Below are 13,564 nucleotides of genomic sequence, written 5' to 3'. Positions count from 1 at the left end.
GCCGGATGGCTGCACTATCCGGGCCCTGCATGTCTCCCTGTATTTTACGCAAAAATCCTTGATAAATCAAGGAGACTGGATGTGACTTTACCCTTCTCCTGAAATCTGCTAAGATTTCCCTGTCATCTATCGAGAAGGGGGAAAGCAATGGAAGGAACAGCGGCATTATTCGGAATCTTCACAGGTTTCACGGTTCTTCTTGCGGCTCTCAGCATAGCGATCTATAACAAAATGGCCTTTCTGAGAAATGCTGCAAAATCCTCATGGATCGATCTCAACGTCCTGTTGCAAGTAAGGTATGACCTTGTGCCCGATCTTGGCGAAGTGGTCAAAAGTCATGCCCCACATGAGATGGCAGCTATCGAGAACCTATCGAAAGCTCGGTCAGCAGCGATGAAGGCATCATCGCCTGCCGAGAAAGGGACAACCGAAAAAATCTTTGCGGAGACCCTGAAGACTCTTTTTTCTCTTGCTGAGGCATATCCAGAACTTGCGGCATATACCGGCTTCCTCCGGATCCGGCGTCAATGGGAAGAGACTGGTAAGAAGATAGAAAAGGCGGGAAGAGTTTACAATGCCATTGTTAGGGATCTGAATGCTATCATCGAATCTTTCCCTTCAAGCATGATCGCAACGCTGTTCAGATTTCACAAGGCCGAGTCCTTTGGACCTGAGACGCAAGCAATAAAGGCGGAGCCACGATGAAGCTGGTAAGACCTCGGCGGTCAGCTGTTCGTCATGAGAGCCGTCACGGTCTTATCGAGGCTGCTGACATTTTCGACGTTGTAGATTTTGGCCGAAGAAGTTATCCGTTTAATTAACCCGGACAGGACCTTGCCCGGACCAACTTCCACAAAGGTGTCTGTCCCTGAGTCAACGATGGCCAGTACCGAATCCTCCCACAAGAGGGGGCTGTCGAGCTGCCGCACGAGGGAAGCCCTGATGCTATCGGCGGTAGTGAGCACGGCAGCCTCCGCATTATTAACGAGGGGAATCGACGGACTCTTTAATTCTATCCCCTTCAAATATTCCTCCAGCCTTCTTGATGCCTCTGCCATTAAGGTGCAGTGAGATGGGACGCTTACCGCAAGGGCCACGACCCTCTTCGCCCCTTCGTCCTTTGCACGATTCATCGCCTCCTCAACGGCCATCTTCTCTCCGGCGATAACGATCTGACCGGGACAATTGTAGTTGGCCGGTGACGCGTATCCTGATCGGAGCGAAAGACATATCTCGTTGACCGTGCTTCTCGGAAGTCCCATAACAGCAGCCATGAGACCCTTGCCTTCGGGAACAGCCTCCTGCATGAAATGGCCCCTCTTCTCGGTAAGAACCACAGCGTCTCTGAACGGGAGTACTCCGGCAGCGACAAGGGCCGAATACTCGCCGAGGCTATGGCCTGCGACTACCGATGGTCGTATTCCCCTTGAAGAGAGTACCTTGAAAAGCGATGTACTCACGGTCAAGAGGGAGGGCTGCGTCCTGTACGTCTTATTCAACTCTCCAGAAGGACCGTCGAAGCATAGACGGGCAATGTCATATCCGAGGGCATCGCCGGCTTCCTCAAATAGGCTCCGGACTTCCCCGTAATTCTCATAAATCTCTTTGCCCATCCCGACATGCTGCGACCCCTGACCGGGAAAGACGAAACAGATTCCCATCTCCTCTACCGCCCTTTCATTTCGTTTATCTTCCTGATCATCATCGGCACAATCTCATAGACATCACCGACGATACCGTAAGTTGCCACAGTGAAGATAGGGGCATCGGGGTTTTTATTGATGGCGATTATGATGTCTGAGGACTGCATTCCGACGAGGTGCTGGACAGCACCGGAGATGCCGCAGGCGATGTAGATCTTGGGGCATACCGTCTTCCCCGTCTGGCCAACCTGGTGGCTGTATGGTATCCAGCCTTCGTCGACAGCGGCCCTCGAAGCGCCGAGAGTTCCCCCGAGAGCCTCGGCCAGTTCTCCGAGGATCTTGAAGCCCTTCGGGTCTCCCAATCCCCTTCCGCCGGATACGATAATATCGGCCTCCTGCAGGTTGACCGCTGTTTCCGACACTTCTTTAACGGTGTCGACGACCTTTGTGCGTGAAAAAAGGCCTTCAGCATCGATGTGGATAATATCTCCAGTCTTATTCTGATCATACCGCCCTCGCTTCATCACGCGGGGCCTCACCGTGGCCATTTGCGGTCTGTTGTAAGGGCAGAGTATCGTTGCCATGATATTTCCGCCAAAGGCAGGCCGCACCTGGAGGAGGTTCCCGGTGTCCCTGTCGATCTCGAGGGACGTGCAATCAGCGGTAAGGCCGGTCCGGAGCTTTGCAGCCACCCTCGGGAAGAAAGAGCGGCCGATTGGAGTCGCCCCGGCAAGTACAATCTCGGGACGATGCTCTTTTATGAGGAGGCCGAGGAGATCTGCATGGGGCTCATCATTGTAGCTTTCGAAGATTGGGTCCGTGCAGAGATATACCCTGTCCGCTTCCCATCGGATGAGTTCCTGGGCCTCAGCATCGGAGGCGCCAAAGAGCAGAGCCGAAAGCTGAGCGTTGCGCTCGTCCGCAAGTCTTCTGCCAGCTCCCAGAAGTTCATACGCCACTGAGGCCACTTTTCCGCCCCTCCGCTCAGCGAAGACCCACACGCCGGTGTACTCATGAAGGGGTAAGTTCTGAGCAGCAGGCTGCTGACCTTCTTCGAGGACCTCCTTGATGACACCCTCAGGACATACACTGAGGCATGCCCTGCAAAGCTGGCAATATTCCGTGATAACAGCCTTGCCCTCCTTCATGACAATGGAAGAGAAGGGACACGATTCGATGCAGGTCTCACAACCGGTGCATTTATCCTGCGACACAACTATACGCACTTCAGACTCCTCAACTCATGGACGAGGGTATCAATCTGCTCTTCCATGCTCCCTTCAAGGATTTTGCGGTCCTTCCTCGCTTCCGGCGCGAAGATCTTTAGAACCTGAGTCGGTGAACCTTTCAGACCTATTTTTTCGGCATCAGCCTCAAGGTCGACTGCCGACAGCTTCCTGATCTCCACCTTCTTTGCCGCCATCTTTCCCTTGAGTGACGGCAGCCTCGGTTCATTCAGTTCTCTCACAACAGTGAAGAGGACCGGCAGGGATGATTCGACGATATCATAACCGTCGTCCATTAACCTCTGGAGGCGGATCGAACCTTCACTCACATCCTCAATCCTCCTGACGTAGGAAACGTGGGGGATATTAAGAAATTCAGCCATCTCAGGACCGACCTGCGCCGTGTCGCCGTCGATGGCCTGTTTGCCACATATGATTATGTGTGCGTCGAGCTTCTCCACGGCCTTGAAAAGGGTATAGGAGGTGGCCCATGTGTCGGATCCTGCAAAGGCCTTGTCGGTGAGAAGAACAGCCTCATCGGCGCCCATGGCCACGGCATCCCTCAGCGCAGACTCTGCCTGGGGAGGTCCCATGGTAATCACGATAACTTTGCCGCCAGCCTTCTCCCTTATCTGGAGCGCTGCTTCTATGGCATGCATGTCATAGGGGTTGATGATGCTCGGTACGCCTTCCCGAATGAGTGTGTTTGTCTCGGGATTGATCCTCACCTCGGAGGTGTCAGGAACCTGCTTGATACAGACCACGATGTTCACTCTTTCGTCCTCCCTTGATTCTCAAAGAGACGCAGCGCCATCTCTGTTCATTCGGGTTGATATTATACGATGTCGGACCTCAGCATGTAAAGAAAATGGCCCTTCAAGAGACAATGCTGGATGAGGCCTCGATGAAACAAAAGCAGTCCACCATGACAGAGCGAAATGATCGAAGGGGTTGTCAGGAGGTCTCTTCTTTGTCACCTTTTCGAGAAGGTGAAGAACGACGCATCATTGTCTTCACGCTGCTACTTCTTGAGGCAGATTCAAGAATTGCGCGATCACTCTTCAAAGAGATCCCTGGGTAAACACGTTGATCCATAACCTCACTTACCCGCCTTTTTCGGATACCCGTCAATCGCGGACAGTATGCCCTTCAGCAAGGCGATAGGCGTAGGAGGACACCCGGGTATCCGGACGTCAACGGGTATGACTCTATCAACGCCTCCGAGCGATGCATAACTCTGTCCGAAGATACCGCCGTGGCACCCACAGTCGCCGGCCGCAACAACAATTTTGGGAGTGGGTGTGGCGTCGTACGTCCTGCGAAGCGCAACTTCCATGTTCCGCGATACCGGTCCTGTAACGAGAAGCATGTCGGCAAATCTCGGGGAGGCAGTAAAATGGATACCGAATCTCTCGCAATTGTAAAAAGGGTTGTTGAGTGCGTGGATCTCAAGTTCGCACCCGTTGCATGACCCCGCGTCAACTTCCCTTATGGTCAGACTTCTGCTGAAATGGTCTCTGATAGCCTTTTCCAGCCTTGTCGCCACCAGCGTTGCTTCCTCTTCAGCAAGAGGCGGAAGGGGCTCAGTAACGATACCGGTTCGAAAAATCTGGCGAAGGATGCGTATCATAAATCGTGTCCCGAGTACGATTGATTAAAGCTCTTATTGCAGAGGGGAAAGTCAGGGACGATGTCCCCCGGGATCGCCTGTTCGAGTCCAAGCCAGTTGACACTGGACGGGTCCCTTACCATACACCTGTTTATCTCGCCCCTGGGGCCTGCCTGAATCCAGCAGACGATCTCGCCGCGCCATCCCTCAACCGTCGCAAAACCTGCGCTATCCGGCGAAGGCATAACTATATCTGTGCTTGTCGAACCGTCAGGGATATTCTCAAGAATATATCGTATAAGGCGGATTGATTCCCGTATCTCCTCTACTCTTACCCATACCCTCGCATGGACGTCTCCGGATATGAGGACCGGAACATTCAGCTCGATCCGGTCATAAGGCGGAAAAGGGTTCTGCAACCTGCAGTCGAGGTTCAAGCCGCTTGCGCGTGCAACGATACCCACTGCACATAACTCCCTTGCCTTTTCAGGAGCGAGGACCCCCGTGTCTCTCACCCTGTCTTCGAGCGACGAGTTTTCGTCGTAGATGACGACGAGCCGTTCAAATTCCCTGGAGACCGTGTCAAGCTCAAACAGTATCTCTCTCTTTCCGTCGTTGTCAATATCGGCTGTCACGCCTCCTGGGAAGACCCTGTCCATGATGAATCTGTGGCCGAACAACCTGTGGTTGGTACGGAGCATCAGCTCCCTGAGTCGCGCAAGCTGGTATAGCATGAAGGCGAAGGCGGCATCATTGCAAATGGCGCCTATATCGCCGAAATGGTTTGCTATGCGTTCCCGTTCAAGGAAAAGCGCTCTGAGCCAATGCGCTCTTTCGGGGACGGTACCGCCGGCCATGGACTCCACGGCCATGGAATAGGCAATGCTGTGCGCGACGGTTGTGTCGCCCGATATCCGGCCTGCCAGCCTCCCCCCCTCCTTCCATGGAAGTGATTCAAACAGCTTTTCTATACCTTTATGGACATATCCTAACCGTTCCTCAAGGTTCACGACCATCTCTCCCACTGCCTGGAAACGGAAATGGCCCGGCTCGATTACCCCGGCGTGCACAGGTCCGACCGGAATTTCATATATACCTTCGCCGTCGGCCCTCGCCCATTGATACTCACCCTTGACCCTCGGAAGGGGTTTTGATGCCTCAAAGGTCTTTCTGAGGGGAAATGCGTCCTGAGGCCAGTCTTCGAACTTTATCCATGGCCGCATATCCGGATGGCCTGACGGTTTGACACCCATGAGACTATGGATTTGTCTCTCGAACCTGTAGGCAGGAACATACTTCTTTGTGAGGCTCGGGAACCGGGGATCGTCCGAAGAGAGTTCAGCCCGCACAATCAGGTATTCACTGCCCCATCTGTAGCAGGCAAAGACGCCGAAGCCCCTTCCAAAGGGTATTTCGTCAGTAGTCCATTCCGCCGCGAGTAAGGCATATGCTTTTTTCAATACCTTCGCCGCTTCCGCGAACCGTTCCACCGGAACAGTGCAGCAAACTACTGAGGACGGATGCTGCCAGTTTTCAAACCGCACATCGTTTTCCAGCGAAGCCGTCAGGGCGTCGGTCAACATGCTCATTTCAGCAAACCCACCGCTGTGTAAAACCACCGGTTAAGGAACTCGGGGAGATAAAGCCCTATTCCCAAGACAATCGCCATATGAAGCACGACAGGCACATGGGCCACTTTCATCGGGTGCTGATACGTCGGCACTTCTCCTGCCACCATCGGCTGGACCCTCCTGAAAAGTGCGGCAAAGGCCACACCCACTCCTAAAAGGAGGAATGGCGTCAGCAGAGGCGCATCCTTTATGGTCGCAGTGAGGATGAGAAACTCGCTCGTAAAGATGCCGAAGGGCGGCATGCCGACGATCGCCATGACTCCGAACATCATCCCCCAGCCGACAAGAGGGTTGCCTTTAAAAAGGCCTTTTATCTTGTCCATCTCCTGTGTCCAGTGCATCTGCGAGGCATGGCCCACGGTAAAGAATATCGCAGACTTTGCCAGGCTATGGACGAGCATGTGAAGGAGCGCGCCGAATGTCGCTATCGGGCCGCCGAGGCCGAAGGCAAAGGTCGCGATCCCCATGTGCTCTATGGATGAATAGGAGAACATGCGCTTGATGTCCTTCTGTCGCAGGAGGGAGAAGGAGGCGACAAGGATCGAGAGAAGACCGAATCCCATCATGATATTCCCCGCGTGGTGAGTGTGCGTAGAACCGTCAACAAGCACCTTACACCTCACGAGGGCATAGAGCGCGATATTCAAGAGAAGGCCCGACAGTACGGCGGAGATCGGTGTGGGACCCTCGCTGTGGGCGTCAGGAAGCCAGTTGTGGAGCGGCACGAGCCCAACCTTTGTCCCATACCCTACCATGAGAAAGACAAAGGCAAGGGAGAGAACGGTCGGTTCAAGCTTGTCGCTCACCTGGCTCAGGTTTGTCCAGAGGAGTGCATCGCCGCCTTCGCCGAGAATCTTTTCAGCGGCAAAATACAGGAGGACTGTCCCAAAGAGGGCCTGTGCAATGCCGACGCCACAGAGGATGAAATATTTCCATGCCGCCTCGATGGCGGTAGGCGTCCGGTAGAGAGAGACAAGGAGGACCGTTGACAGGGTTGCCAGTTCCATTGCTATCCAGAGGATGCCGATATTATTCGTCAGAAGGCATAGGAGCATGGCGAAGATGAAGAGCTGGAACATCGCGTGATAGAAGCGCATTCCGACGTGTCCTACCCGTCCATGCTCCCTCTCCCTCCTCATATATCTCCGGCTGAAGATCGCCGTTGTCATCGATACAAACGAGGTCAGAACAGCGAGATAGACATTGAAGGCATCGACAAAAAAGAATTTCCCCCCCGCCATCATCGGTCCCTGCTCATAAACCTGCAGTGCCAGGCCGAGACCTGCGGCACACGTTGCTGCCGATCCGAGAATGTTTATTTCGGGCGCAATTTTCCGGTCACCGATAAAGGCGAGGACAGTCGCTGCAACAACCGGGACACAAAGCAAAATGAGGAGTATCATAACGTATCTTCTCCGTCTCTTCTGATGGGCCCACGGATCAACGGCATCTCACTCCTCCTCCTTCAGTCTCGCCATCTGTTCGACGTCGAGAGTGTCAAAGGTCGTATGGATATGAAAGAAGAAAATCCCAAAAATAAACGCTGCAATCAGCACGTCAAGGGCTACGCCCAGTTCTACTACGAGCGGCATGCCATAGGTCGCACTTGTTGCAGCAAGAAACAGGCCGTTTTCCATGGCAAGGAATCCGATGATCTGCGTGACTGCGTGCCTCCTCGTAATCATCATCAGGAGTCCGATCATGACCGTTGCGAGGGCAACAGCGAGCGTTGATCGCGTTATCAGCGTCGAAAGCTCCCTTACGGGAGACATGAGATGGTAAGACAATATTACAAGAGCTATACCAATAAGCATCGTAAGGGGAATGTTCATGACCGTCTCCACTTCCTTGCGGATCTTGAGACGGGCGATGAGGACATGAAGGATATAGGGCAGGAGGAACACCTTCAATGAGAGCGTCAGGATTGACGATATGTACAGATGATGCTTGCTTGCGACAAAACCGACGAGGGCGGTATTGATCGACAGGAAAAGCCCCTGCCACGCAAAGAGATTAATAAGGCCATACAGCCTCTTCTGCACAAGCATGGCAAAGGCGGCGAGAAGCACGAAGGCAGCGAGAAAACTGTTTATTTGAGCAGCAGCCTGCAGATTCATGTCACTCCAGGATATAGAAGGCCAACATCCCCAGCGTTGCCATCAGAAAAGCGACGCCGAGGAATTCGGTTAATCTGAACAGCCTCATTTTTGCAAGGCCTGTCTCTATCAGGATCAGGGCAATACCAACAATGCCCAACTTCAACACCATCACAAAGAAAGCACCAATTATTTCCACAAAACCTTCGGTCCCTGCAATTCCCCACGGAGCAAAAGAGGCTATGCCGAGCATGACGAAGAGAAAGAGCTTCATCATACCCGCCCATTCGATCAGTGCGAGGTGTCTGCCGGAATACTCGAGGATCATCGCTTCATGTATCATGGTTAGTTCGAGGTGCGTGGCAGGGTTGTCAACGGGAATCCTTCCGGTTTCCGTTAGGGCGATCAGAATAAAGGCGAGGAATGCAAAGGCAAGGGACGGTCTCACGACCGACTGGCCGCTGAAGATAACCTGCACGATATGGGAAAGAGATGTAGACCTGTTCGCGAGTGACACGGTAAAAATGGACATGAGCATGGCCGGCTCCGCCAGTGAGGCGATCGTCATTTCGCGGCTCGATCCCATGCCTCCAAAGGCGGTCCCTATGTCCATCCCTGCCAGGGCAGTGAAAAAGCGGGAGATTGCAAAAAGTCCCACGAGCACGATAACATCGGCAGTCGGCGCCAGGGGCAGGTCAACGGAGAGTATGGGTATGATCCCTCCGGCCAGGACAGCCGTGCCGAAGACGAGGTAAGGCGTAAAGCGGAATATCCACGATGCATTTTCAGCGATGATCATGTCCTTGGAGAAGAGCTTCGCAAGGTCCCAGTAGGGCTGAAATATGCTCGCGGAAGATCTGCCCTGAGACCAGCATTTCAGCATCCTCACCCATCCGATAAAAAGGGGAGCGAGGCCGAGGAGCGTGACCACCTGCATGACCTCTACAAAGAACGAGTGGAGAGTCATCCTACGAACACCAGCAGGATAATGATTGTGATGAATGAGTAAATCAGGTATGCCTGTATGCGGCCTCGCTGGAGACCGCCAACCCTGCGGGACGCCCAGAAGCTCACCTCAACGATCGGTCGGTAAATCCAGTTCCAGAAACGGTCTTTGACACGAAGACGGTAGTGCAACCTCCTCGGAAATGCTCCATGCGCGCTCTGGGGCGCAAGCGTGACCTCCTCCTTCACCCTAAAGAGGAAGCCGAATATCCTCCGGATGGGCATCGAAAAGGATGTGGCGTTGTACTGCATCCGCTCGTTAATCTTTTCGAACCCGCAGTCCCAGATCGGCCCTCGGCGTATCTTTCCAGCCTTTACATGGAGGATGAGATAGGCTGCCGCGAAAATCAGAATAAAGCCGCAGAACACGACAGGCCCTGAATATGACGCGCGCTCCTCCGAAAGAGGGGTCAGCCACATCCATCCGAAGGCTCCGGCAGAAGTGCTGAGCTTGTAGCCGATGAGTTGCTCAGGGACGATATCCATCCATTCAATGAAAAGCGTGGGTAATATCCCGAGGAGAAGACATACAATTGCACCCATCAACATGCCTGACCGCATAAGCCAGTCTGCCTCTTGAACCCTGGGACGAGGATGCCCCCTCCAGTGACCGAGGAAGGTAACGCCAAAGGCCTTGACAAAGCAGGCAGCGGCAAGGGCACCCGTTAGGGCAAGAAGAGCAGCGCCAAGAGGCATGAGTAATTTCACGAGCGGTATGGGAAGGGATGGCGAAAGCAGGAAGGCCTGAAAGATAAGCCATTCGGATACGAAGCCGTTGAAAGGAGGAAGCGCAGAAATGGAGACACAACCCACAAGGAAGAGCGCCGCTGTCCAGGGCATCCGGTGAATGAGCCCGCCCATTTCCTCCATATTCCTCTCGTGTGTTGCGTGAAGTACCGCTCCTGCGCCCATGAACAGCAGGCCCTTAAACATCGCATGGTTCATGGTATGATAAAGCCCTGCGATGAGCGCAAGGGATGCCAGTACCGTGAGATGAGAAGACGTGAATATCATGGCCAGGCCGATCCCGATGAGAATGATTCCGATATTCTCAACAGAGTGATATGCGAGAAGCCTCTTTAAGTCATGCTGCATCAGGGCATAGAGAACGCCCATAACCGCTGAAACCAGTCCCAGAACAAGTACGATAGCCCCCCACCACCAGGGGAATACCTTGAGAAGATCAAAGGTGATGCGCACGATACCGTATATGGCAGTCTTAAGCATAACTCCGCTCATCAAGGCAGAAACATTGGAGGGGGCAACAGGATGCGCCTCAGGAAGCCAGACATGAAGCGGCACAACGCCTGCCTTTGCAGCAAAACCGAAGAACGCAAGGAGGAATGCAACCGTTGCCCATTCAAGGGGAATTTTTGCCTGCCGCATTGCGTCAAAGGTATATCCGCCGAAACTCTCAAATCCCGTGGCGATGCCTGCCATAACTCCGAAGGAGAGGAGAATCGCCATCGCGCCGACGTGAGCAATTACGAGATAAAGGAAAGCGGCCCTGCGGTTCTCCTGACTTTCGTCCTCGAACATCACCAGAAAATAGGAGGCTGCTGCCATCGCTTCCCATGAGATGAGGAAAAACAGCGCGTCATCCGCAAGCACCACCATGAACATCCCTGCTATGAAAAGGTTGTAGAATACCACGAGCCTCGTCACCGGTCTGTGTCCAAGAAAACCCCTGAGATAGCCTGCCGAATAAATCGACACGAAGAGCGAAAGTAAACCGATGACCGTCAGGAAAAACCCCGCGAGAGGATCGAGCCTGAGATGAAAGGGAAGACTTGGAAGTCCGAGCAAGAGAACGACGCGTTCGACCGAGGCGCTTCCAACCGCCATGACACCGGCAACAGTCCCCATGAACGAAGCAGCGGATGCAAATACGGAACAGATTGCGATCAGCAGGCGCTGATTGCGTCCGAGCAGCGCAGCCGCCGGCACAAGCAGCATGAGCAGCACAACGGACGAAGAGGCGATCTCAATGGGTGAGACAATCACTGCAAGGTCCGCCCGAATGTCTCGGCCTCTTTCTGCAAGAAGACTTCACCGGCCAGCCGTCCCGAAAGAGGCATAGTCTTATTCTGAATCCTCCGGTAAATCGTCTTTCCCGGCATGTTCAACATCCCTGCCACGTCCTTTTTCACATTCATTTTCTTGGCGCCAGAGGCCGGACTCGAACCGGCACGGAGTAGAACTCTGAGAGATTTAAGACCTCGGAGAGGTATTGCTCCTTCATCGGCAGTCCGTTGATTTTACTCGCAGACATGGCTCACTGTCAAGGCTCCGACAATGGCTCAGCCTAGCTGAACTTCAGGCGGAGTGACCTACTCAAACGGGGAGTGACAGGGCTTGCAGGTGCAGAAGTGTATTCCGGAAAGGACCTTTCAGCAGCAGAGGAGCCTTCGATTAAGGACCGAGAGCTCCCCCGCCTGAATGATCTCCTACGACACTCCTTTACTGATCAGAAAGGGGCCGTATTTCTGATCAGTGCCTTTTATGTGTTTCGCGAGCCAATCCTTCAGGAATCTCATGATCTCCACGGAAACAACTGATTTCCCTGACTTGAAATCCTCATGAAAGCTCAGCACCTCTTTTGTTAGTCCGTCATGCTCTTTCTTGTGCGTCAGGTATCCGGGATAGGTGTGGGCCGTCATCAGCCGCTCTTCAGTCGCAAAGTGGGTCTTTGTGTATTCGATGAGTTCATCAAGGATTTTTCCCATGATTTCCTTTCCTTTGCCTGAACTCATGGCATCATGAAGGCTGTTGACCAGGGAGACGAGTCTCTTGTGCTGCTCGTCGATGGACCCGATGTTAACGCTCAAATCATTCGACCAGGTAATGAGTGACATAATTCCTCCTTTTCGAAACGTTTTTGTAGTTCCTTTGCTGCGAAAGGATCTTAACCATTCATATCGGCAAGAGTCCGAAAAACTTTAGTAAGGACCTTGGGTTTGTAGCCGGCCTTATCCTGTGATAGAATTGACTATGGAATAAGAAGGAGAATAAAGCTCCCTCTCAAAGGGTAGCAATGATCATGACTGAGGTGACGAGATGAACAGTTTGAAAGGGACAAAGACAGAGAAGAACCTCCTTACCGCCTTTGCCGGTGAGTCGCAGGCGAGGAACCGCTATACATACTTTGCTTCACAGGCAAAGAAAGAGGGGTACGAACAGATTGCAGGATTCTTTGTCGAGACGGCGGACAACGAAAAGGAGCACGCCAAGAGGCTCTTCAAGTTCCTAGAAGGAGGCGATGCTGAGGTGACGGCGACCTTTCCCGCAGGCATAATCGGTAACACGAGCGTCAACCTCAAGGCTGCAGCTGCAGGGGAAAACTACGAGCACAGCGTTATGTACCCTGGATTCGCAGCGATAGCCGCTGAAGAAGGCTTCCCCATCATTGCTGCCGCTTTCAGGGCAATAGCCGTCGCGGAGAAGCAGCACGAAAAGCGCTATCTCGGTCTCTTGGAAAACATCGAAAAGAGCCGTGTCTTCAGGCGGGAAGAGCCGAAGAAATGGAAATGCCGGAATTGCGGCTACATCCACGAGGGAACGGACACACCGGCCAAATGCCCTGCATGCGACCATGCCCAGGCGCACTTTGAGCTTCTGGAGGAGAACTGGTAGGAGAGAAGTTTTTGATCCGCGCGATCTTCGAAGGTCTGCCTGGTGACGACCCTTGAAGACAGAGGGCCACTCTTGGCCATATTGACATAGCTCTGCTTTAGTGATAGCTTAGGAGTTATGGATAAAAAAGTTTTTGCCCAGATAGCCATTCTGTTTCTCGTTCTTCTTGCGATCCCGTCTTTCGGTCGGGCTCAGGAAGATCCATGCAGTCAACAGGGCATCATCGTCAGAAATGCGACCATGGTTGACCTCTGGTATAAGGAAGATGGTGGGGAATGTATCATCTGGACTCATGAGCATCTCTTGACGGTAAGGCCGGGAGTCAGCATCGATATATTCTCGGATCGAGACTGTCAGATACCGTATTGCAAGGATAATCCTGCTTACAAAAACTATAAGTCTGTTGACTCCAATGGAAATTGCCGGGTCAGGATGCTTCCCCTTTGCAATCTTTCAGATATGTGATCAGGGATCGCTTTCTATAGCCTTAGGAACTACTCCACTTTTAATTGCAGCCTCAAATATTCTCTGCTAAACTGAAACTGGGAAGGGACACCACACTGCTTGAATCGTCGGCAACGAAGAGAATGACATAGTTATTAACGGTCTCAAGATAATATTTACAGATGTGCTCCCTATTATTGGTCATGCCCGAGATCCTTAGTCGGGCATCCATTCTGTTCAAAGTGGATTCCCGCCTTCGCGGGAATGACGGCCAAGA

At 53.0% G+C, this 13,564-nt stretch carries 14 protein-coding genes; 3 read left to right on the top strand and 11 right to left on the bottom strand.

Annotated features, from left to right (window positions below; all coding sequences use genetic code 11):
* The first annotated feature begins 147 nt into the window (after nt 1–147).
* The gene (locus VFG09_02375; protein HET6513978.1) at nt 148–705 is read left to right on the top strand and encodes a LemA family protein; all 558 of its coding nucleotides are present in this window, start codon (nt 148–150) and stop codon (nt 703–705) included.
* Between the two features lie 20 nt (nt 706–725).
* On the opposite strand, the gene fabD is transcribed toward VFG09_02375, so the two are convergent.
* The 11 genes from fabD to VFG09_02320 form a co-directional block, all read right to left on the bottom strand.
* Complete coding sequence (gene fabD / locus VFG09_02370; protein ID HET6513977.1) at nt 726–1,661, bottom strand: ACP S-malonyltransferase; 936 nt, start codon at nt 1,659–1,661, stop codon at nt 726–728.
* Nucleotides 1,662–1,666: 5 nt separating this feature from the next.
* A complete protein-coding gene (locus tag VFG09_02365) occupies nt 1,667–2,869 on the bottom strand; it encodes an FAD-binding protein (GenBank protein HET6513976.1) in 1,203 nt (400 codons plus the stop codon).
* The gene (locus VFG09_02360; GenBank protein HET6513975.1) at nt 2,860–3,642 is read right to left on the bottom strand and encodes an electron transfer flavoprotein subunit beta/FixA family protein; all 783 of its coding nucleotides are present in this window, start codon (nt 3,640–3,642) and stop codon (nt 2,860–2,862) included. Before VFG09_02360 ends, VFG09_02365 begins: the two co-directional genes overlap by 10 nt.
* A gap of 326 nt (nt 3,643–3,968) precedes the next feature.
* The gene (locus VFG09_02355; protein ID HET6513974.1) at nt 3,969–4,499 is read right to left on the bottom strand and encodes an NADH-quinone oxidoreductase subunit B family protein; all 531 of its coding nucleotides are present in this window, start codon (nt 4,497–4,499) and stop codon (nt 3,969–3,971) included.
* Nucleotides 4,496–6,067 (bottom strand): NADH-quinone oxidoreductase subunit C, encoded by a 1,572-nt coding sequence (locus VFG09_02350; protein ID HET6513973.1) that lies wholly within the window; start codon nt 6,065–6,067, stop codon nt 4,496–4,498. Before VFG09_02350 ends, VFG09_02355 begins: the two co-directional genes overlap by 4 nt.
* Entirely contained in the window at nt 6,064–7,512 is a 1,449-nt protein-coding gene (locus VFG09_02345) for a hydrogenase 4 subunit F (protein ID HET6513972.1), read from the bottom strand. Before VFG09_02345 ends, VFG09_02350 begins: the two co-directional genes overlap by 4 nt.
* 48 nt (nt 7,513–7,560) lie before the next feature.
* On the bottom strand, nt 7,561–8,226 hold the full coding sequence (locus tag VFG09_02340) for an NADH-quinone oxidoreductase subunit K (GenBank protein ID HET6513971.1): 666 nt from the start codon (nt 8,224–8,226) through the stop codon (nt 7,561–7,563).
* A gap of 1 nt (nt 8,227) precedes the next feature.
* Nucleotides 8,228–9,142, bottom strand: coding sequence for an NADH-quinone oxidoreductase subunit H (locus VFG09_02335; protein HET6513970.1), 915 nt, complete (start codon nt 9,140–9,142; stop codon nt 8,228–8,230).
* Between the two features lie 26 nt (nt 9,143–9,168).
* Entirely contained in the window at nt 9,169–11,214 is a 2,046-nt protein-coding gene (hyfB, locus tag VFG09_02330; GenBank protein HET6513969.1) for a hydrogenase 4 subunit B, read from the bottom strand.
* A complete protein-coding gene (locus VFG09_02325) occupies nt 11,211–11,360 on the bottom strand; it encodes a hypothetical protein (GenBank protein HET6513968.1) in 150 nt (49 codons plus the stop codon). The genes hyfB and VFG09_02325 overlap by 4 nt, the downstream gene beginning before the upstream one ends.
* A gap of 297 nt (nt 11,361–11,657) precedes the next feature.
* On the bottom strand, nt 11,658–12,065 hold the full coding sequence (locus tag VFG09_02320) for a bacteriohemerythrin (protein HET6513967.1): 408 nt from the start codon (nt 12,063–12,065) through the stop codon (nt 11,658–11,660).
* A gap of 202 nt (nt 12,066–12,267) precedes the next feature.
* Here VFG09_02320 and VFG09_02315 point away from each other — a divergent pair, with 202 nt between their 5' ends.
* Nucleotides 12,268–12,843 carry a rubrerythrin family protein gene (locus tag VFG09_02315; protein HET6513966.1) on the top strand — a complete coding sequence of 192 codons (576 nt, stop codon included), beginning with the start codon at nt 12,268–12,270 and terminating at the stop codon, nt 12,841–12,843.
* 117 nt (nt 12,844–12,960) lie between these two features.
* Nucleotides 12,961–13,308 carry a hypothetical protein gene (locus VFG09_02310; GenBank protein ID HET6513965.1) on the top strand — a complete coding sequence of 116 codons (348 nt, stop codon included), beginning with the start codon at nt 12,961–12,963 and terminating at the stop codon, nt 13,306–13,308.
* Nucleotides 13,309–13,564 lie beyond the last annotated feature (256 nt).

This window comes from Thermodesulfovibrionales bacterium (assembly GCA_035686305.1).
Lineage (GTDB): Bacteria > Nitrospirota > Thermodesulfovibrionia > Thermodesulfovibrionales > UBA9159 > DASRZP01.
The sequence above is the reverse complement of the archived record's forward strand: the minus strand, read 5'-3'. Positions and strand labels throughout refer to the sequence as shown.